Here is a 20367-nt window from a genome sequence, read left to right as displayed (position 1 = left end):
CCTTACCGGTGTAACGAACCGGGGGTATTGAGAGGAAGTCTGCATGCAAACCACCCTGCTGAAACCCAAGACCATTCAGGTCGAGCAACTGGCTGCCAACAAGGCAAAGGTCACGCTCGAGCCCTTCGAGCGCGGCTACGGCCACACGCTCGGCAACGCGCTGCGTCGCGTGCTGCTGTCGTCGATGGTCGGTTATTCGGCCACCGAAGTGACGATCGCCGGCGTGCTTCACGAGTACTCGTCGATCGACGGCGTTCAGGAAGACGTCGTCAACATCCTGCTGAACCTCAAGGGTGTGGTGTTCAAGCTCCACAACCGCGACGAAGTCACGCTGAGCCTGCGCAAGGACGGCGAAGGCCCGGTGCTCGCGTCGGACATCCAGACGCCGCACGACGTCGAGATCATCAATCCCGACCACGTGATTGCGCATCTGTCGCAAGGCGGCAAGCTGGACATGCAGATCAAGGTCGAAAAGGGCCGCGGCTACGTGCCCGGCACGATGCGCCGTTACGCGGACGAGCCGACCAAGTCGATCGGCCGCATCGTCCTCGACGCGTCGTTCTCGCCCGTCAAGCGCGTGAGCTACACCGTCGAAAGCGCTCGCGTCGAACAGCGTACGGACCTGGACAAGCTGCTCATCGAGATCGAGACCAACGGCGCGATCACCGCTGAAGACGCGGTCCGTGCCTCTGCCAAGATCCTGGTGGAACAACTGGCTGTGTTTGCGCAGCTCGAAGGTGGCGAACTCGCTGCATTCGATGCACCCGCACCGCGCAGCGCCCAGCAGTTCGACCCGATCCTGCTGCGCCCGGTCGACGAACTGGAACTCACGGTGCGTTCGGCGAACTGCCTGAAGGCCGAGAACATCTACTACATCGGTGACCTGATCCAGCGCACCGAGAACGAGCTGCTCAAGACCCCCAACCTGGGTCGCAAGTCGCTCAACGAAATCAAGGAAGTCCTCGCGTCGCGTGGCCTCACCTTGGGCATGAAGCTCGAAAGCTGGCCGCCGGCCGGCCTCGACAAGCGTTAATCCGACAACGCAAAAACCGGGCAGTACCTGACACGGCTGCCTTCATTAAAACCTTCCAAAGGACATCACCATGCGTCACGGTCACGGCCTCCGCAAACTCAACCGCACCAGCTCGCACCGCCTCGCGATGCTGCAGAACATGATGAACTCGCTCATCGAGCACGAAGTCATCAAGACCACGGTCCCCAAGGCCAAGGAACTGCGTCGCGTCATCGAGCCGATGATCACGCTGGCCAAGAAGCCCACGCTCGCCAACAAGCGCCTGGCCTTCGACCGCCTGCGCAGCCGCGACAGCGTCGTGAAGCTCTTCGCTGAACTCGGCCCGCGTTACAACACGCGTCCGGGCGGCTACACCCGCATCCTGAAGATGGGCTTCCGCGTGGGCGACAACGCCCCGATGGCGCTTGTCGAACTGGTCGACCGTCCTGAAGTAAAAGAAGTGGCTGCCGACGAGCAGACCGCTTCAGAATAAGCTATAATTCCATCTTGCCGCGCGATGGAGCAGCCTGGTAGCTCGTTGGGCTCATAACCCAAAGGTCGCAAGTTCAAATCTTGCTCGCGCAACCAATTTAAAAGGCCCTGTTTTCGAACAGGGCCTTTTTCTTTTGGTGATCGATATTGGGCAAGAGCATCGGGCCCGCAGGAGGCCAAAGAAAAGGGGCCGAGGCCCCTTTTTTCTTGTCTGCTTGTTCAGCTCAATCTGGCAGAACGGCGGTAACTTCGATCTCGACCTTGGCACGCGCCTCCACCAACGCTGCCACCTGCACGCAGGTCATCGCCGGGAAATTGCGGCCCATCGCGTCGCGGTAGACCGGCCCCAGTTCGCTCAAGCGCGCGTTGTACTCGTCGCGGTCGGTGATGTACCAGGTCATGCGCACCATGTGCTCCGGGCCGGCACCAGCCTCGCGCAACACCTCGGCGATGTTGCGCAACGCCTGGCCGCATTGCGCGATGAAATCGTCGGTCTCGAACTGCTGCTGTCCGTTCCAGCCGATCTGACCACCGACGAAGATCTGGGTGCCGCGCGCAGCGATGCCGTTGGCATAGCCCTTGGGCGGCAGCCAGCCGGCGGGTTGAAGAAGCTTGTTCATCATGGTGTCTGTCTCAGTTTGAAGCGCTGGAGCTTGCCGGTTTCGGTGCGGGGCAGCACCTCGACGAACTCGATCTCGCGCGGGTATTTGTACGGTGCGATGGTGGCCTTGACGTGGTCCTGCAGCGCCTTGCACAGAGCCGCATCGCCAATATGGCCGGGCTTGAGCACGCAGTAGGCCTTGACGATCATGCCGCGGTCGTCGTCGGGCTTGCCGATGACGCCGCACTCGGCCACGGCCGCATGCTGCAGCAGCGCATCTTCGACCTCCGGGCCGCCGACGTTGTAGCCGGCCGTGATGATCATGTCGTCGGCGCGCGCCTGGTAGAAGAAATAGCCGTCGTCGTCCTGCATGAAGGCGTCGCCGGGATAGTTCCAGCCATCCTTCACATAGGCCATCTGGCGCGCGTCGTCGAAGTAGCGGCAGCCCACCGGGCCCTGGATCGCCAGCTTGCCGACGGTGCCGCGCGGCACCTCGTTGCCGTCGTCGTCGACCACCTTCGCGACGAAGCCCGGTACGGCCTTGCCGATGGCGCCGCGCTTGACCTCGTGGCCCGCGGCCGAGATGTAGATGTGGAACACTTCGGTGCCGCCGATGCCGTCGAGCATCTCGATGCCGGTCGCGTCCTTCCACAACTGTCGCGTCGCATCCGGCAGCGCCTCGCCGGCGCTCACGGTGATGCGCAGGGTGGGCGCGCCGTGCTGCTTGGCGAACGGTGCCATCTGCCGGTAGAAGGTCGGCGCGGTATAGACGATGGTCGCGCCGGTGTCGTTGATGAGTTTGACCATGCCTTCCGGTGTGTACGGCATGTCGGGGTAGTAGATCGATGAGCCCGCCCACATCGGGTAGATCAGCAGGCCGCCGAGCCCGAAGGTGAAAGCCAGCGGCGGCGAGCCCATCACGATGTCGTCGCTCGTGGCCTTCAGGATGTGGCGCGGCCAGGTCTCGCACATCGCCAGCACGTCGCGGTGCGTGGTGGCCGGTGCCTTGGGCTTGCCGGTGGTGCCCGAGGTGAAGGCGAGCAGCGCGATGTCGTCCGCGGCGGTGGGGCAGGCGGCAAAGACACCGCTCTTCACCGCGGCCATCGCCTCGAGCGCATCGGGCGCATCCGACCTGAAGGCCAGCACACGCCGCAGCACGGGGTTCGCCTGTTGGGAGATCAACATCTCGTCGATGAGCTTCGCTTCGCACAGCGCAACCACGGGCTTGGACTTCTCGACGATGTCATTCAGTTCGCGCGCACGCAGCAAGGGCATCGTCGCCACAGCGATCAGCCCGGCCTTCACCACAGCCAGCCATGCCAGCGCCATCGGGATCGAGTTGCCACCGCGCAGCAGCACACGGTTGCCCGGCACCAGCCCGAGGTCTTCGGTCAGCACCTGCGCCATGCGATTCACTTCCACCGCGGCCTGCGCGTAGGTGAGTGTGCGCGTGGGCGAGCGCAGCATCGGCTTGTCCGCAAAACCCTTCGCCGCGGCCTTGTCGAGCAGCTCCTCGACCAGGTTCAACTGGTCGGGCAGCTGCAATTCAGGCAGGTCGTACCGGAAGACCGGAAGCAGCTCCGGGGGAGGAAGCCCGTCGTGGACGAAACGGTCGATTTGTGCGCTCAACGACATGTGTGCCCCCACGCTCCGCACTTCGTGTCGTCGCTGCCCCCCGAGGGGACGTTCGCTTGCTTGGGGCGGCCCGGCGCTGCGCTCATAGTCAACCTTTAAGAACGGATCTGCCAATGATGAGTTGCTGGACTTCCGTCGCGCCTTCGTAGATGCGAAGCGCACGGATGTCGCGGTAAAGACTCTCAACTTTCATGCCCACTTGCACGCCGCTGCCGCCATGCATCTGCACGGCCATGTCGATCACGCGCTGCGCGTTTTCAGTGGCGCACATCTTGGCCATCGCGGCGGCCGCGGTGTAGTCGCTGAAAGGGCGGCCGGTGCGTTCGCCTTCGTCGCGCATCCATGCCGCGCGGTAGGTGAGCAGGGCGGCGCTGTCGATGAGCGCGGCCATGTCGCCGAGCTTGGCCTGCGTGAGCTGGAAGTCGGCGAGCGTCTGCCCGAACATGCGTCGCGACTTTGCATGCGCGATGGCTTCGCTCAATGCCCGCCGAGCCATGCCGAGCGCGGCCGCGGCCACCGACGCGCGAAAGATGTCGAGCGTGCGCATCGCCAGCTTGAAGCCACCATTCAGTTCGCCCAGCTGTGCACCGTGCGGCACCTCGCAGGCACCAAAGCGCAGCGTTGCGAGCGGATGCGGTGCCATCACCTGGATGTGCTCGCTGGTGTCGAGACCGCGGGCGTCCGCATCGACGATGAAGGCCGTGATGCCGCGCGTGCCACCGATCGGGTCGGTCTTTGCGAACACGCAGTAGAAGTCGGCGATGCCGCCGTTGCTGATCCACGTCTTTGCGCCGTCCAGGCGCCACGCCGTGCCGGTGTCGACGGCCTGCATCGCCATGGCGCCGACATCGGAGCCGGCCTCGGGCTCGCTCAGTGCGAAGGCCGCGATCTTGTCGCCGCGCGCGACGGCACGCAGGTACTCGGCCTGCTGCGACGCACTGCCGGCCAGCGTGATCGCACCGCTGCCCAGGCCCTGCATCGCAAAGGCGAAGTCGGCGAGCGGTGAATGGAAGGCGAGCGTCTCGCGCAGCAGCACGAGCGCGCGCGAGTCGAGCTTGTCGAGCGCATCGCCGAACGCGGCGGGCACGCAGTAACGCAGCCAGCCGCCGTCGCCGAGGCGCTTGACCCAGTCGCGGCAGGCGGTGCGGTCGTCGCGCTCGTCCACGTCTTGCGCCGCGGCCCAAGGCAGCAGGCCGTGGGCGAGTTCGCGGTGCGCGTCGTCGAAGAAGGGCAGCGCGAGATGCGCCGTCGAAGGGTCGAGCTTGGAGGCGGACATGTCAGTGGCGCCCGGCCGCCCGAAGGCACTGACGCGCCCCCTCGAGGGGCAGCGATACGCGAAGCGATGAGCGTGGGGGGTGTTTCATCGTCAGTCTCCGCCGAAGACCGGCTTCTGCTTCGACGCGAAGGCCTCGTAGGCGCGCGTGAAGTCGGCGGTCTGCATGCAGATGGCCTGGGCCTGGGCCTCGGCTTCGATCGCCTGCTCGATGGTCATCGACCATTCCTGCGACAGCATCGTTTTGGTCATGCCGTGCGCGAAGGTGGGACCAGCGGCGAGGTCGCGGGCCATCTTCGTCGCCGCTTCGAGCACCGCGTCGCTGTCGTGCAAGGCATTGAAGAAGCCCCACGCGAACCCTTCGTCCGCCGTCATCGAACGGCCGCTGAACAGCAGCTCCGATGCGCGCCCTTGGCCGATCATGCGCGGCAGCAGGGCACAGGCGCCCATGTCTGCACCGGCGAGCCCGACACGCGTGAACAGGAAGGCCGTGCGCGCGGCCGGTGTGCCGTAGCGGATGTCGCAGGCCAGCGCGATCATCGCGCCGGCACCGGCGCAGATGCCGTCGATGGCGCCGATGATCGGTTGCGGGCATTGGCGAATCGCCTTCACCAGGTCGCCCGTCATGCGCGTGAACTCCAGCATCTCCGGCATGCTCATCTTCGTGAGCGGGCCGATGATCTCGTGCACGTCGCCGCCCGAGCAGAAGTTGCCCCCGGCGCCGGTGATCACCACCGCCTTCACGTCGTTGGCGAAGTGCAGCGCGCGGAACAGGTCGCGCAGTTCGGCGTAACTCTGGAAGGTCAGGGGGTTCTTGCGTTCGGGCCGATTGAGCGTGACGGTGCCCACGCCGTCTTCATAGGACCACTGGAAGTGCGTGGCCGTGTAGCCGGCCTTTGCCTCGAATTGCGCGTGCATGGGGTTGCCCGCGCCGATGTAGTGCTTCATGCCGTCTCCGTCGTTGTCGTGAAGGGGGTGGTGTGCTGCTTGACCTTGCCGAGCAGCTTGTGGAGTTGCGAGATCTCCTTGGCGTTGAGGCCGGCGAAGGCCTCGACGATCCAGGCCTCGTGCTGCTGCGCCATCTCGTGGAAGAGCTTGCGGCCACGCACGGTGAGACGCACGCGCCAGGCGCGCCGGTCGCCCTCGACGTTGACGCGCTCGACCAGCTCTTCGGCCACCAGCTGATCGGTGATGCCGGTCACGTTGCCGCCGGTCACCATCATGCGGCGCGACAGTTCGTTCATCTTCAGCCCATCGGGCGAGCGCTCGAGCTGCGACATCAAGTCGAAGCGCGGCAGCGTGGTCGCGAACTGTTCGCGCAGGCCGTTGCGCACTTCCTTCTCGATGAGTTGGGTGCAGGTGAGCAGGCGCAGCCAGAGCCGCAGCTCATCGGGGTGTTCGCTGTGGGCGCGCGCTTCGAGGTCCATTCAGCGCTCCTCTTCGGCGGCGACGTTCACCGGTACTGCTGCCATCGCCTGCTGCTTGGCGATCTCGCGGTACATCTGGTCGCGGCCTGCCGTGTAAGGCTTCGGCCAGTCGACGTAGCGGCTCTGCAGCTTGGCCGCTTCGTGCAGCGTCCAGGCCGGGTCAGCCAGGTGCGGGCGGGCCACGGCGCACAGATCGGCGCGGCCGGCCGCGATGATGCTGTTGGCCTGGTCGGCGTCGGTGATGGCGCCGACCGCGATGGTCGCGATGCCGACCTCGTTGCGGATGCGGTCGGCAAAAGGCGTCTGGTACATGCGGCCGTAGATGGGCTTGGCGGCGCGCGTGGTCTGGCCGGACGACACGTCGATGAAGTCGCAACCCGCGTCCTTGAACAGGCGCGCGATCGCAACCGCGTCGTCGTCGGTGTTGCCGCCGGGCGCCCAGTCGTGCGCGGAGATGCGCACGCTCATCGGCCGCTCCTGCGGCCAGGCCGCGCGCATCGCAGTGAAGACTTCGAGCGGGTAGCGCGCCCGCGCCGCGATGTCACCACCGTATTCGTCGGTGCGCTGGTTGGTGAGCGCGCTGAGGAACGACGCCAGCGCGTAGCCGTGCGCACAATGCAGTTCGAGCCAATCGAAGCCGGCGTCGGCCGCGCGGCGCGTCGACGCGACGAACTGGTCGCGCAGCACATCCATGTCGGCGCGCGTCATCGCGGTCGGCGTCTGGTTCTGTTCGCCATAGGGCAGCGCGCTCGCGGCCATCAGCGGCCAGTTGCCCGCCGGCAGCGGCTCGTCGGTGCCTTCCCAGCCGACCTGCGTCGAGCCTTTGGGGCCGCTGTGGCCCAGCTGGATGCCGATCTTCGCGCTGCTCTGCGCGTGCACGAAGTCGACGATGCGCTTGAAGGCCGTGCCTTGCGCGTCGGTGTAGAGGCCGGGGCAGCCGGGCGTGATGCGGCCTTCGGGCGTCGGGCTGGTCATCTCGACGAAGACCAGGGCTGCGCCGCCCAGGGCGCGGGCGCCCAGGTGCACCAGATGGAAGTCCTGCGGCACGCCGTCGACCGCGCTGTAGGTCGCCATCGGCGAGACGAGGATGCGGTTCTTCAGTTCGAGCCCGCGCACCTTGAAAGGCGTGAGCATCGGCGGAATCTGCTTGCCGCCGGCCAGCCACTTCTCGTAGCCGCCCAGCCATTGCGCGTCGCGCAGGCGCAGGTTCTCGTGGCTGATGCGCTGGCTGCGCGTGAGCATCGAATAGGCAAACTGCTCGATCTGCATGCCGGTGTAGCGCGAGACGTTCTCAAACCACTCGGTCGAGTTGCGCGCGGCGTTCTGGATCTTCAGTACCTCGACACTGCGGCGTGCTTCGTAGCCGGTCAGCACCTCGTCGATGCTGCCGCCGTGACCGAACTCGTCGGCCAGGTCGATCGCATCTTCCAGAGCCAGCTTGGTGCCGGAGCCGATCGAGAAGTGCGCCGTGTGGGCGGCGTCGCCCATCAGCACGATCGGCACGGTCTTGCCGCCAATGTCGACGCGGTGCGTCCAGTGCTTGCAGATCACGCGCGGGAAGCGAATCCAATTGGCCGAGCCGCGCAGGTGCGACGCATTGCTGATCAGCGAATGCCCACCCAGATACTTGGCGAACAGCTTCTCGCAGAAGGCGATGGCTTCGGGTTGCTCCATCTGGTCCAGGCCGTGCGCCTTCCAGACTTCTTCCGGCGTCTCGATGATGAAGGTCGAGGTCTCGTCGTCGAACTGGTAGGCATGCGCCTGAAACCAGCCGTGCTCGGTCTGTTCGAACGCGAAGGTGAAGGCGTCGAAGGTCTGGTGCGTGCCGAGCCAGACGAAGCGGCATTTGCGCAGGTCGATGTCGGGCTCGTACACGTCGGCGTAGCGCGTGCGGATGCGGCTGTTGAGACCATCGCTGGCGATCACCAAGTCAGCCTGGTACTGCGCGGCCAGCGCCTGGTCGTCGGCCGCGTCGGTCTCGAAGACCAGGTTCACGCCCAATTGGAGGCAGCGCTCCTGCAGGATGTTCAGCAGGCGCTTGCGGCCGATGCCGCAGAAGCCGTGGCCGCCGGAGCGCACCTGCCCGCCCTTGAAGAAGACCTGGATGTCATCCCAATGGTGGAACGATTCACCGATCATCCGGGCCGTGCCGGCCTCGGCCACCTGGAGATTGGCGAGCGTCTGGTCACTCAGCACCACGCCCCAGCCGAAGGTGTCGAAGGGGCGGTTGCGCTCGACCACGGTGATCTCGAGCTGCGGATGCCGCGCCTTCATCAGCAGAGCGAAGTACAGCCCCGCGGGGCCGCCACCGATACAAAGGATGCGCTGAAGTCCGGGTGCGAGGATGTTCATGAATAAATAGTTTAGACATAAACATTCGTGTGTCAATGGGCACAGAGTCTTCGGCGGGGGCGGTTGACGGGCGCCGGGGCGGGGGCAAGAATCCTTGCCATGGCACGCCTGATCTCCACGATCGAATCCCAGCTGGCCGCGCTGCCGGTGCCCATCGCCCTTCAGTTGCCCGACGGCCGAACGGTGTCGCAGCCGGGCTCGCGGGTGACGCTGGCGTTCACCGACTGGACCTCGCTGGCCAAGCTGGCCGCGCGACAGGTCGGGGCGATCGGCGAAGCCTATGTCGAGGGGCGGGTGCAGATCGAGGGCGCGATGCGCGACCTGACCGACGCGGCGGCCGGCCTGCTGCCGGGCAGCCCCGCAGAAACGGACACGGGCTGGTGGTCGCGCATGATGCGCCGGGCCAAGTCTCGCGGCGCCCACACACTGGGCAAGGACGCGGCGCAGATCGAGTTCCACTACGACGTGTCCGACGACTTCTATGCCTTGTGGCTCGACACACGGCGGGTCTACTCGTGCGCCTACTACCGCGCGCCTGAACTCTCACTCGCGCAGGCGCAGGAAGCCAAGCTCGACCACCTCTGCCGCAAGTTGATGCTGCAGCCCGGCGAACGCTTCCTCGACATCGGCGCGGGCTGGGGCGGCCTGCTGCTCTGGGCAGCCGAACACTACGGGGTGGACGCCACCGGCATCACGCTGTCGAAGAACCAGCATGCACACGTCACGCGGCTGATCGAGGAGAAGGGGCTGCAGGGGCGGGTACGTGTCGAGCTGCGCGACTACCGCGCGCTGGACACGGCCCAGCCCTTCGACAAGATCTCGTCGGTCGGGATGTTCGAGCACGTCGGCCGCGCCAACATGCCGACCTACTTTCAGCAGATCCACGATCTGCTGGCACCCGGCGGCCTGGTGATCAACCACGGCATCACGTCCGGCCGGCTCGACCAGCAGCAACTGGGCGCGGGCATGGGCGACTTCATCGAGAAGTACATCTTCCCCGGCGGCGAACTGCTGCACGTGACGCAGGTGCTGCGTGACATGGCCGGCGCCGGGCTGGAGATGGTCGACACCGAAAACCTTCGGCCGCACTATGCGCGCACGCTCTGGGCCTGGTCCGATTCCCTCGAGGCACAGCTCGGCGAAGCCCGTGCCGTGCTCCGCCGCACCAGCGGAGACGACGCGCGCGCCGAGCGCATCCTGCGCGCCTACCGGCTGTACCTGGCCGGCTCGGCGATGAGTTTCGAACGGGGATGGATTTCGCTGCACCAGATGCTGGCCACCAAACCGGACGGCGACATGGCCAAGGGCCCGATGCGCGGCGCGCAATCGGTGTACCCTTTCAACCGAGACTTCATCTACACGTAAACAACATGCTCTACCGCTTCAAATCCCAGGCCACCGCCGATGTCGTGATGCTCGAACCGAATGCGCGCCAGTTGCTCGACATCATCGGCAAGGCGCCCGGTCCACAAGGCATCGTCACTGCGGAGCAGATCCCCGCGGCCATCTCGGCGCTCGAAGCTGCCGTCCGCCTGGAGCACGACCGCCACCCCCGCAATGGCGATCCGTTCGCTGCCGAGAACCATGAAGAGACCGCCGAGCGCGAGCACATCGCGCTGCACCAGCGGGCGGCCCCGCTGATCGACATGCTCAAGCGCTCCGCCGCCGAGGGCAAGGACGTCGTCTGGGGCGTCTAGCTCCAAACGGCACTCAGAACGTGTGAAGGAACCATCGCGAGCTCGGGGTGCGCAGCAGGTTCATTCACGCGTTCTCAGTCGACCTTCGCGCCGGAGTCTTTCACCACCTTTGCCCACTTCGCGTGTTCGCGCTCGATGTGCTTGGCGAACTCGGCGGGTGAGTTTCCACTCGGAATGGCGCCCTGCGCCAGCAGCTTCTCCTGCATCCCCGGCGTCGCGAGCGACTTGGCCACTTCCTGCTGGATGCGGGCGACGATGTCGGCCGGGGTGCCGGCGGGTGCCAGCAGGCCGAACCACGAACTCGCCTCGAAGCCCTTGAGCTGAGGACCACCGGCTTCTTCCACGGTCGGCACGTCGGGCAGAGCGGGCGAGCGCTTCGAACTGGTCACGGCCAGCGCCACCAGTTTGCCACCCTTGATCTGTTGCATCGACGAGGGCAGGTTGTCGAACATCACGTCGGCATTGCCGCCAACCATGTCGAGCAGTGCGGGGCCCGACCCCTTGTACGGGATGTGCGTCATGAAGCTGCCCGTCATGCTCTTGAACAGTTCGCCCGCCAGGTGGATCGAGGTGCCGCTGCCGCTCGACGCCATGTTGAGCTTGCCCGGGTTGGCCTTCGCGTACTTGATGAAGTCCTGCACATTGCGGATGTTCAGCTCCTTCGCCTTGTCGGCATTCATCTCCATCACGTTGGGCACAGCGGCGACCAGCGTGATCGGCACGAAATCCTTGATCGGATCGAATTGCAGCTTGGGATACAGCGCCCGGTTGATGCCGTGCGTGCCCACCGTGCCCATCAGCAGCGTGTAGCCGTCGTTCGGCGACTTGGCCACGATGTCGCTGCCGACGTTGCCGCCAGCGCCTGCACGGTTGTCGACGATGAACTGCTGGCCGAAGGCCTTGGAGAGTTCGGGCGCCATCGCGCGCGCCAAGATGTCGGTGGTGCCGCCGGCCGCGAAAGGGACGACGATTTTGACAGGCTTGGTGGGCCAGGTGCCCTGGGCCCACGTCGGGGCAGACAGCAAGAGAAGCGCGCCAGCAGCAGTGGCAGACAGGGCGGCGCGACGAGAGAAGTGGCTTGAAAAGTTCATCCGCGGGTTGTACAGGGGAACCCCCGCGCGGTGTCGCAGGTAAAACCCCCGTTCAGAACCGGCTTTTGATGCCGATCAGGGGCTGTTGACCCATCGGCGCGCTGTGGCTGCGATGGCTTCTGTTCCGACGCGCGACTGCGCCTCGAGCACCGCCGCGTACCCGACCGGAATCCGCGGCGCCCCGAGACGCGCGATACGGCAGCCGGTGGCTTCTGCTGCCGTCGCGGCAATCTCCGCGCCGAAGCCGGCCGCCTGCACCGCCTCGTGCACCACCAGCAGGCGCTGCGTCCGGCCGCAGGATGCGAGCACCGTTTCGCGGTCCCACGGCCACAGCGTGCGCAGGTCGATCAGGTCGACGGCGATGCCCTCGTCGGCGAGCGTGTCGCAGGCTTCGGCGCAGGCGTGCACCTGCTTGCCCCAACTCACCAGCGTGAGCGCGTTGCCGTCGCGCAGCCGTGCAGCCTGGCCGAGCGGCACCGCGACGCTTTCGTCCACCGGCCCACGCAGCCCCCACAGCGCCTTGTGTTCGATGTACACCACCGGGTCGCCGCACTGCATCGCCGCACGCAGCAGGCTGTAGTTGTCCTGCGGCGTCGACGGGCTCACCACCACCAGGCCCGGCATGTGCGCGAACCAGGCTTCGAGCGACTGCGAATGCTGTGCCGCCGAGGCGTCCCAGATGCCACCGGGCATGCGCGCGACCAGTGGCACCCGGCCCTGGCCGCCGAACATGAAGCGGTTCTTGGCGGCCTGGTTGACCAGCTCGTCCATGCCGCACAGCGCGAAGTCGACCACGCGCATCTCGACCACCGGCCGCAGGCCCGCCAGCGCCATGCCGACGCCGGCGCCCATGATCGCGGCCTCGCTGATCGGCGTGTCAATCACGCGCTGGTCGCTGAAGCGTTGCTGCAGGCCCTTGTACTGACCGAAGATGCCGCCGCGGCCGACGTCCTCGCCGATCACCACCACGGTCGGGTCGGCGTCCATCTCGCGCTGCACCGCGAGCACGGCGGCTTCTGCGTAGCTCATCGCCGTGACGGGGTTGTCGTTCAGCGCCATTGGCCGGCTCCGGTGGTCTGCACATCGGTGAAGGCGGCTTCGACGTCGGGCCACGGCGCCTCGGCAGCGGCAGCCAGTGCGGCTGCGACTTCCGCGTGCGCGTCGCCGTCGGTGGCATCGAGTGCCGCCGCTGCGATGCCCGCACGCAGGCAGGCGGCATGCGCCCGGGCGATCGGGTCGGTCTCCAGCGCCGCGGCCAGTTCGGCGGGGTCGCGGTAGGCCGCGACGTCGACCGACACGTGGCCCTTCACCCGGTAGGTCAGCGCGTGCAACAGGCGCGGCCCGCTGCCGCTGCGCACCGTGTCCACCAGCCGCGCCGCGGCGGCATGCACCGCAAACACGTCGTTGCCGTCGACCTGCGTCGCGGCGATGCCGAGCGCTTCGGCGCGGGCCGACGCGCCATCGCCGGCCGTCATCGGGCCGCTCGCCGTGGTGGCGCTCCAGCGGTTGTCCTCGCAGACGAAGAGCACCGGCAGGCCATACACCTGGGCCCAGTTCAGCGATTCGAGGAACGGCCCGCGGTTGATGGCCCCGTCGCCGAAGAAGCAGACGGTGATCGCATCTCTCTTCTGAAGCTTTTGCGCATGCGCCGCACCCACGGCGATCGGCAAACCGGCCGCCACCACGCCGTTGGCGCCGAGCATGCCGACCGAGAAATCGGCGATGTGCATCGAGCCGCCCTTGCCACCGTTGAAGCCCGTCGCCTTGCCGAACAGCTCGGCCATCATGCGGCCCAGGTCGGCGCCTTTTGCCAGCGTGTGGCCGTGGCCGCGGTGGGTGGAGGTGAGGTAGTCGGCCGGCTTCAGGTGGACGCACACGCCGGCGGGCACGGCCTCCTGTCCGGTCGACAGGTGCAGCGGCCCGCGGACCCGCACGCTGCCGGTGGCCTGCTGGCCATAAGCGCTGACGCCGCCCTGGCTGGCGATCTCGGCGGCGTTCTCGAAGGCGCGGATGCGCGCCATGGTGCGGTAGAGCGCGAGCGCCCGTGCGGGGTCGGGGAAGTGCGAATCCATGAATCTCCGGCGCGCACGAGGCGCATGCTTTTCTTGGCCGGAATCGTAGGCCGCGCGCCCCGAACGGTCTGCGCGGAGTAACCCGGAACGCGAGCGAAAAAAAGCCGCCGGGCCCGAAGGCGCGGCGGCTCGACGCGAGCGCGCGGGCTGTCAGTCGGCGTACACGCCCGCCGCCTTGATGACCGGGCCGAAGCGCGCGACTTCGGACATCACGAACTTCTTGTGCTCGGCGGGCTCGACGCGCTTGTCGGTCACCACGACCGCGCCCAGGCCTTCTTCCTTCTTGATGAAATCCGGGTCCTTCAGCGCGACCTTCAGGGCGTCGTTCAACTTCTTGAGCACCGGCGCCGGCGTGCCCTTGGGCGCGTACAGGCCGTGCCAGATCGTGACCTGGAAGCCCTTGAGGCCGGACTCGTCGGCCGTCGGGATGTCCTTGAGCGCCGGCGTGGTCAGGCGCTTGAGCGTGGTCACCGCGTAGGGCTTGACCTTCTTGGCCTCGATCTGGCTCGTGGTGTTGGTGGTCTGGTCGCACAGCAGGTCGATCTGGCCACCCAGCAGGTCGGCGATGGCCGGGGCCGTGCCCTTGTACGGAACGGTGGTCATCTCGGTCTTGAGCTCGCTCATGAAGAGCAGGCCGCACAGGTGCGAGGCGGAGCCGATGCCGGCGTTGCCCAGGTTGACCTTGCCCGGGTTCTTGCTGATCCACTCGCGCATTTCCTTGAAGTTGTTCGCTTCGAGTTGCGGCTTGCCGATGATGGTCATGGGCACGTCGTTGATCATGCCCAGGTATTCGAAATCGGTCTCGTAGTTGTAGGGCAGCTTGCGGTAGAGCACCGGCGTGGTGGCCATGCCCACGTGCGTCAGCAGCAGGGTGTAGCCGTCGTTCTTGGCGCGCGCCACCTTGGCGTTGCCGATGGTGCTGCCGGCGCCGGCGGTGTTGTCGATCACGACGCTGACGCCGTCGAGCGGCTTGCGCAGCGCTTCGGCCAGGTCGCGCGCCACGCGGTCGGTCGGGCCGCCGGCGGCGAAGGGCACCACGATGGTGATGGGCTTGCCGGCAGGAAAGTCCTGGGCCAGGGCGCCCGTGGCCGTCATGGCCGCCGCGAATGCGGTCAAGGCGAGCAGTTTCTTCATGGTGCGAACACTCCGGAGGGTCGAAAGGGCGCGATCTTATCGGCTGAATGGCACCTGACGAATCCCGAGAAGCCCTCGGTCGACGGCTATTTGTGCGCATTTCTCCAGCCGCGCGCGGCATTGGACGACAACCCGGCGCACGAGGCGGGGCAAGGATCCATGGTTTCCCGCATTCAAGGAGTTGCCACATGGCCCGCACCCCCGCCTCCAAGACCTCCACTCGCTCGCTGGTCGACACCCATCGCGCCATCCAGCGCAGCCAGGACGCCAAGGACCGCGCCGCGCCCGCGTCGCGCAAGAAGACGAAGGCCGTGCAGGCCGGCGCCCGCGTGCAGCCCGAGACGCTCACCGGCCAGAAGCTGGCCAAGCCGGGCCGCGAGAAGGACATGGCGCTGCGTCCGCGCTACACCGCCCCCGGCTACGAAGGCAGCGGCAAGCTGGCCGGCATGAGCGCCCTCGTGACCGGCGGCGATTCGGGCATCGGCCGCGCTGTGGCAGTGCTGTTCGCGCGCGAAGGCGCCGATGTGGCGATCGTCTACCTGAGCGCCGAGCAGGCCGACGCCGAAGAGACCCAGGCGGCCGTCGAGGCCGAGGGCCGGCGATGCCTGCTGATCGCCGGCGACGTGCGCAAGTCCGCCTTCTGCCAGCGCGCCGTCGAGCGCACCGTCAAGGCCTTCGGCCGGCTCGACGTGCTGGTGAACAACGCGGCCTTCCAGATGCATGCCGATGCGCTGGAGGACATCAGCGACGAGCGCATGGACCTCACGCTGCAGACCAACATCGGCGGCTACATGCGCATGGCGCGCGCGGCGCTGCCGCACATGAAGAACGGTGCGTCGATCATCAACACCGGCTCGCGCACGGGGCTGCAGGGCAGCAGGAACCTGATCGACTATTCGGCGACCAAGGGCGCGATCCACGCCTTCACCAAGGCGCTGGCGCTCAACGTGATCGACCGCGGCATCCGCGTCAACGCGGTGGCGCCGGGGCCGGTGTGGACGCCGCTCAACCCCGCCGACAAGAAGGCCGCCGACGTGCGCAAGTTCGGCAAGGAAACCGACTTCAAGCGCGTGGCGCAACCGGAAGAGCTGTCGCCGGCCTATGTGTTTCTCGCGTCGCCGGTGTGCGCGGGCTACATCACCGGCATCGTGCTGCCGGTGACCGGCAGCGTGGCGGCGATCTAGACCTTCATCAACGCGTCGAGCTCACGGTAGTCGGGCAGGGTGGTGTCGATGGCGCGGCCTGCGCGGATCACGGTGCGATCGAACTGCGAGCGGGCCAGCATCTCCGAATAGCTGCGCGCCTTGAGCACCAGCAGGTCGGCTGGCCCGCCGACCTGGATGGTGCCGCGGTCGATGCCCATGATGGCCGCCGGCGTCTCGGTGGCGGCGCGGATCCAGTCGCCCAGCGGATGGTCCAGGTGCAGGATCTTCACGGCCTGCGTGAACGTGTCGAGCATGTCGTGGTCGCCGTAGGCGTAGAAGGGGTCGCGGCAGTTGTCGCCGGCCACCGCCACGCGCAGGCCGCGCGCCTTCATCTCGTGCAGCACCGTCACGCCGCGCCAGCGCGGGGTGCGCGCTTCGGGGCTGCGGTCCTGCAGGTACATGTTGACGGTCGGCAGGCTCACGATGTCGACGCCGGCTTCCTGGCAGGCGGCGATCGTCTCGTCGATGAAGTCGTCGGTCTGCAGCGCCAGCGAGGTCACGTGGCCGCACAGGATGCGGCCCTTGAACTTCTGCGCAAGCGCCGTGTGCGCCACGCGGATCAGCGAGCGTGCCGCGGGGTCGGTCGACTCGTCGACATGCAGGTCGAGGTTCAGCCCGCGCTCGGTCGCCAGCTGGAACACACGCACCAAGGCTTCGTCGAGGTCCGGCGGCATCGTCTCCGACGGGTAGGTCATCGACTTGGTGACGCAACCCAGCTGACCACCGCTCTCTGCCACGATGTCCGCGAGCTGGCGGCCTTCGTCGGTCAGGAAGATGTTGAGCGGCGCGATCGACGAGGCCTGCAGCTCGATGCGGCCGGCCCAGCGCTCGCGCATTTCGCGAAACACCGGGAACGAGATGGACGCCTGGGGTGCCAGCGAATCCAGGTGCGTGCGGATCGCGACCACGCCCTTGGCATAGGCGGTGCGCAGGCCGAAATCCATGCGCTGGCGCACGTCGTCGGCGTGCCAGTTGGCGGTGCGGTCGCGACCGGTCGCCGCGCTCGCGCCGGCCCCGTCGCCGGTCGGGTTGGGCTGGCGCGGCCAGATGTGGCCCTTGTCGAGGTGGGTGTGCAGGTCGACCATGCCCGGCAGCACCATCGATGCGTCGAGGTCGGGGCCGCTCGCGGCGTCGAAGCTGCCGGCCGGCGCGATGGCGTCGATGCGGCCATGGGCGATGCGAAGGTCGACCGCGACCAGATCGCCATCGCTGCGCGGCTCGGTCGGCGGCAGCTCGGCCTTGAGCAGGCAGCGCGGGGCGCGCAGGTTGCGCAGCACGTAGGTGTCTTGCGCGGGTGGCTGGAGGAAGGAAGGGCTCATGAAGGAAGAAGGGCGCAGTGGTGTTCAGGCGGGTTTGCCGACGAACTGGAGCGTATAGCCATTGCGGATCTCGGTGCCCGCGGGCTGCGCGCCGGCTGCGACCATCGTGTCGTAGAAGCCCTTCCAGCGCTGGTGCGTCATGGCGCCGATCATGGTGGCCTGGGTGTCTGCGGTCTCGACCACGCCGTACTTGTTCATGGCGCCGATGGCATAGGCGATCAGGTCCTCGCCCATCGCGGGGTTGGCCGCGCGGATCAGCGCATTGGCCGGCGCCGGGTCGGCGTGCAGGTAGCTGGCCCAGCCTTTGGCCGTCGCGGTGACGAACTTCTGCACGATCTCCGGCTTCTCGCGCACCATCTTCGGCGAGGTCACGACCACGTTCTGGTAGTTGTCGAAGCCCTTGTCGGCCAGCACGTGGATCACCGGGTCGACGCCGGCCTTGCGCGCCGCGAAAGGCTCGCTCGTGAGAAAGCCCTGCGTCGACACCTGCTTGTCGACCAGGAAAGGCGCGAGGCTGAAGGTGTAGGCGCGCAGCTGTTCGTCGGTGAAGCCGAAGCGGGTCTTCAGCCACAGCCAGTAGGTCTGGCGGCCGGCGGTCGCCACCAGCAGCGGCTTGCCCTTGAGCGCTTCGAGCGAATCGTTGCCCACGCCGGGATGCGACATCAACACCCGCGGGTCTTTCTGGAAGAAGGCCGCCACCGCAACCGCGGGCAGCTTTTCCTGCGCGAAGGCGAAGCCGCGGAAACTGTCCGCCTCCGCGAAGTCGGATTGCCCGGCCAGGAACAACTGCATCACGTTGACCTGCGGGCCGCCCGGGCGGATCTCGACGTCGAGCCCGTGCTCGCGGTAGATGCCGGTGGCCAGGGCCTGGTAGAGGCCGCCTTGCTCGGCCTGTGCCAGCCAGCCGCATTGGTAGCTGAGCTTGACCAGCCCCTGCGCGTTCACGGTGCGAAGGAAGGCGGGGGCCGCCGCGATGGCGGTTGCCCCGCTGAGGGCGGCCAGTACGCGGCGGCGGGTCGGATGCTTGGCGTTCGTGTCGGTCATCGGCTTCTCCGGAAGGGTCAGATGGGGGTGGTTTCGGGGGCGGCGGCTTGCGTGGCATCGGCATAGCGCCAGCCGGCGCTGGGCAGCTCGCCGCCGGCGCTCTCTTCGCGTGCCTTGGCGTCGAAGCGCAGCTTGCCGGGGTTCATCAGGTCGTACGGGTCCATCGCATGCTTGAAGGCCGCGTCGTCCTGGCCGACCGACTTCATGCCACCTTCCTTCACCAGGAAGGTGTGGTTGTTCGCGACCATCGCGCCGTCGTCGGCCATGCCGCGCATCACGTTGGCCAGTTGTTGGTCGTCGGTGAAGTGGAAGAAGGGCGAGCCCTGGAAGCTCAGTTGGCCGTCGAATCGCTTCACCTCGAAGTGCATGCCGCACAGATCCTTGAAGCGGTGGTAGCTGCGCTCGATCGCGCCCACCAGGTCGGGGTCGAGGTAGAGGCCGACATTGCTCACGATGTCCGGATGCTCGCGGTTCACGTGCATGCGCGTGTGGCCCCAGGCGAACTCGTAGACCGGAATCCGGTAGGGCCCCTGGCCCTCCGCCGCGTCGGAGGTGATGGTGCCGCCGAAGTCCTTCACCAGCGCCTGGAAGCTCTCGACGAAAGGCGCGGCGATCATCGCGATCACCATGTGCTGGCCGCCCACCCCGTAGGGCCGCAGCGCCTTCATCTTCTGCCAGATCGGCTCGCCGATCACCGAGATCAGCTTCTTCACGATGCCGTCGGACGTGGCCAGTGCGTGCGCACATTTCACCGCCGTCATGAACGCCGGGAACAGCACGATCTGCTCGCGCCACGGCCAGGCGGGGGCCAGCGGCATCTCGACCTCGGTGATGATGCCGTTGCTGCCGTAGGCGTGATGCACCAGGTTCACGTCGTCGCCCGTGAGCTGCACCACGCGGGGCGCTTCCTCCACGCTCACCACCTCCATGCCGAGGATGTTGCCGCGGTCGCGGAGGATGCCGTAGGTGCAGCTGCCCACGCCCGCATGCCCGCCGCCCACGAAGCCGCCGATGGTGGCGACTTTCTTGGTGGACGAATGAATGCGCAGCTCCCAGCCGGTGGGGCGGGTGGCGTCGTCGATGGCCATCAGCCGCGCACCGGCCTCGGCACGCACGCGCTGGTCGTGTGTCCATAGCACCTGGTCGAGCGCGGTCATGTCGACCATCGCGCCGCCCTGCAGCGGAATGCCCTGGCCGAAGTTGGCGGAAGCGCCCCCGCGCATCACCAGCGGCATGCGGCTGCGCGCCGCGGCGGACGCCACGCGCAGCACATCGGCCTTGTTGCGCGGGCGAACGATCACGTCGGCCACGTGAGCCATCGCATCCTCCTTCATCAGAGGACTGAACGCGGCCGTCATGTCGCGGCTGCGCCGGCGCACGATGTCGGGGTCGGCAATGACGGGGACGTCGCCGAGTGCGGCGAGGAAGGAGGCGGTGTCTTTCATCATGGTTCCGTGGCGTGAAGCTTCGCTGGCGGAGCAACGCAAGGAGTGTGCCTATGTGAATTTGCACATAAATCCCGGAAGCGCTGCAGTACATTCGTGCCGCGCTTTCGTGCGCATCCACAGGGCCGCCATGGAACTCGAAGACCACCTCTTTTTTCTCTGCACACAGGTCGTCTATCGACGCGACCGGGCACTCGGCGACGCGCTCAAGCCCTTCGGCCTGCTGCCCACCGAGTGGCGCACCATCGGCACGTTGCTGCAGCGCGGCCCGCTCCCGATGCTGGAGCTGGCCCAGTGGACCGCTTACGAGCGCACCCGGCTCACGCGCATCCTCCATGGCCTGGAGGCGCGCGAACTGGTCGAACGCGTCGACTCGGCGCATGACGGTCGCTCGGTCGTGGTGCGCATCACCCCAAAAGGGGAGAAGCTCTACCGCCGTGCCGAACGTGCAGTGGACCCGCTGACCTCCGAGATCATGGGGGTGTGCTCGGACGCGGACATCGAGCGGGTGCGGCACTCGCTGCAGGCGATGCGACGCAAGCTGATCGCCATGGCGTACTGAGAGGAT

At 67.0% G+C, this 20367-nt stretch carries 19 protein-coding genes and 1 tRNA gene; 7 read left to right on the top strand and 13 right to left on the bottom strand.

Annotated elements, in window-relative coordinates; all coding sequences use genetic code 11:
- Positions 1-43 precede the first annotated feature (43 nt).
- The 3 genes from ACSFA0_RS21665 to ACSFA0_RS21655 all read left to right on the top strand — a co-directional run bounded on the left by ACSFA0_RS21665 (position 44) and on the right by ACSFA0_RS21655 (position 1600).
- Positions 44-1033 carry a DNA-directed RNA polymerase subunit alpha gene (locus ACSFA0_RS21665; RefSeq protein ID WP_262073266.1) on the top strand — a complete coding sequence of 330 codons (990 nt, stop codon included), beginning with the start codon at positions 44-46 and terminating at the stop codon, positions 1031-1033.
- Between the two features lie 70 nt (positions 1034-1103).
- On the top strand, positions 1104-1505 hold the full coding sequence (rplQ, locus tag ACSFA0_RS21660) for a 50S ribosomal protein L17 (protein ID WP_286646968.1): 402 nt from the start codon (positions 1104-1106) through the stop codon (positions 1503-1505).
- An 18-nt stretch (positions 1506-1523) separates the two neighbouring features.
- Positions 1524-1600: transfer RNA gene (locus tag ACSFA0_RS21655), tRNA-Met, on the top strand.
- Between the two features lie 128 nt (positions 1601-1728).
- On the opposite strand, the gene ACSFA0_RS21650 is transcribed toward ACSFA0_RS21655, so the two are convergent.
- From ACSFA0_RS21650 to ACSFA0_RS21625, 6 genes are all read right to left on the bottom strand, one after another.
- Positions 1729-2127: a RidA family protein gene (locus ACSFA0_RS21650; RefSeq protein WP_140840873.1), complete on the bottom strand. Its 399-nt coding sequence runs from the start codon at positions 2125-2127 to the stop codon at positions 1729-1731.
- Positions 2124-3734, bottom strand: coding sequence for an AMP-binding protein (locus ACSFA0_RS21645; RefSeq protein WP_435452350.1), 1611 nt, complete (start codon positions 3732-3734; stop codon positions 2124-2126). The genes ACSFA0_RS21650 and ACSFA0_RS21645 overlap by 4 nt, the downstream gene beginning before the upstream one ends.
- A gap of 94 nt (positions 3735-3828) precedes the next feature.
- On the bottom strand, positions 3829-5016 hold the full coding sequence (locus ACSFA0_RS21640; RefSeq protein ID WP_435452349.1) for an acyl-CoA dehydrogenase family protein: 1188 nt from the start codon (positions 5014-5016) through the stop codon (positions 3829-3831).
- Between the two features lie 90 nt (positions 5017-5106).
- Positions 5107-5961, bottom strand: a complete 855-nt coding sequence (locus ACSFA0_RS21635; RefSeq protein WP_435452348.1) for an enoyl-CoA hydratase family protein — start codon at positions 5959-5961, stop codon at positions 5107-5109.
- Positions 5958-6440 (bottom strand): MarR family winged helix-turn-helix transcriptional regulator, encoded by a 483-nt coding sequence (locus ACSFA0_RS21630; RefSeq protein ID WP_435452347.1) that lies wholly within the window; start codon positions 6438-6440, stop codon positions 5958-5960. The genes ACSFA0_RS21635 and ACSFA0_RS21630 overlap by 4 nt, the downstream gene beginning before the upstream one ends.
- Positions 6441-8792, bottom strand: coding sequence for a bifunctional salicylyl-CoA 5-hydroxylase/oxidoreductase (locus ACSFA0_RS21625; RefSeq protein WP_435452346.1), 2352 nt, complete (start codon positions 8790-8792; stop codon positions 6441-6443).
- Between the two features lie 99 nt (positions 8793-8891).
- Between ACSFA0_RS21625 and ACSFA0_RS21620 the strand changes: the two genes are divergently transcribed.
- Positions 8892-10157, top strand: coding sequence for a class I SAM-dependent methyltransferase (locus ACSFA0_RS21620; RefSeq protein WP_435452345.1), 1266 nt, complete (start codon positions 8892-8894; stop codon positions 10155-10157).
- Between the two features lie 5 nt (positions 10158-10162).
- Positions 10163-10489, top strand: a complete 327-nt coding sequence (locus ACSFA0_RS21615) for a DUF1840 domain-containing protein (RefSeq protein WP_435452344.1) — start codon at positions 10163-10165, stop codon at positions 10487-10489.
- A gap of 74 nt (positions 10490-10563) precedes the next feature.
- Here ACSFA0_RS21615 and ACSFA0_RS21610 read toward each other — a convergent pair whose 3' ends face one another.
- The 4 genes from ACSFA0_RS21610 to ACSFA0_RS21595 form a co-directional block, all read right to left on the bottom strand.
- A complete protein-coding gene (locus ACSFA0_RS21610) occupies positions 10564-11580 on the bottom strand; it encodes a Bug family tripartite tricarboxylate transporter substrate binding protein (protein WP_435452343.1) in 1017 nt (338 codons plus the stop codon).
- A 75-nt stretch (positions 11581-11655) separates the two neighbouring features.
- Positions 11656-12639, bottom strand: a complete 984-nt coding sequence (locus tag ACSFA0_RS21605; RefSeq protein ID WP_435452342.1) for an alpha-ketoacid dehydrogenase subunit beta — start codon at positions 12637-12639, stop codon at positions 11656-11658.
- On the bottom strand, positions 12630-13652 hold the full coding sequence (locus ACSFA0_RS21600) for a thiamine pyrophosphate-dependent dehydrogenase E1 component subunit alpha (RefSeq protein ID WP_435452341.1): 1023 nt from the start codon (positions 13650-13652) through the stop codon (positions 12630-12632). Before ACSFA0_RS21600 ends, ACSFA0_RS21605 begins: the two co-directional genes overlap by 10 nt.
- Before the next feature lie 150 nt (positions 13653-13802).
- Positions 13803-14786 carry a tripartite tricarboxylate transporter substrate-binding protein gene (locus ACSFA0_RS21595; RefSeq protein ID WP_435452340.1) on the bottom strand — a complete coding sequence of 328 codons (984 nt, stop codon included), beginning with the start codon at positions 14784-14786 and terminating at the stop codon, positions 13803-13805.
- A 188-nt stretch (positions 14787-14974) separates the two neighbouring features.
- Between ACSFA0_RS21595 and ACSFA0_RS21590 the strand changes: the two genes are divergently transcribed.
- Positions 14975-15970: an SDR family oxidoreductase gene (locus ACSFA0_RS21590; protein WP_435452339.1), complete on the top strand. Its 996-nt coding sequence runs from the start codon at positions 14975-14977 to the stop codon at positions 15968-15970.
- On the opposite strand, the gene ACSFA0_RS21585 is transcribed toward ACSFA0_RS21590, so the two are convergent.
- From ACSFA0_RS21585 to ACSFA0_RS21575, 3 genes are read right to left on the bottom strand one after another with little or no spacing between them, the layout of a single operon-like run.
- The gene (locus ACSFA0_RS21585) at positions 15967-17310 is read right to left on the bottom strand and encodes a cytosine deaminase (protein ID WP_435452338.1); all 1344 of its coding nucleotides are present in this window, start codon (positions 17308-17310) and stop codon (positions 15967-15969) included. The two genes, ACSFA0_RS21590 and ACSFA0_RS21585, sit on opposite strands and share 4 nt — an antisense overlap.
- Before the next feature lie 24 nt (positions 17311-17334).
- Positions 17335-18354, bottom strand: coding sequence for an ABC transporter substrate-binding protein (locus tag ACSFA0_RS21580; protein ID WP_435452337.1), 1020 nt, complete (start codon positions 18352-18354; stop codon positions 17335-17337).
- 17 nt (positions 18355-18371) lie between these two features.
- Positions 18372-19799, bottom strand: a complete 1428-nt coding sequence (locus ACSFA0_RS21575) for an FAD-binding oxidoreductase (RefSeq protein WP_435452336.1) — start codon at positions 19797-19799, stop codon at positions 18372-18374.
- Positions 19800-19929: 130 nt separating this feature from the next.
- Between ACSFA0_RS21575 and ACSFA0_RS21570 the strand changes: the two genes are divergently transcribed.
- Positions 19930-20361 carry a MarR family winged helix-turn-helix transcriptional regulator gene (locus tag ACSFA0_RS21570; protein ID WP_435452335.1) on the top strand — a complete coding sequence of 144 codons (432 nt, stop codon included), beginning with the start codon at positions 19930-19932 and terminating at the stop codon, positions 20359-20361.
- Positions 20362-20367 lie beyond the last annotated feature (6 nt).

The sequence above is a fragment of the Variovorax restrictus genome, assembly GCF_051216715.1.
Lineage (GTDB): Bacteria > Pseudomonadota > Gammaproteobacteria > Burkholderiales > Burkholderiaceae_C > Variovorax.
This window is presented reverse-complemented; position numbering and strand designations above follow the sequence as displayed.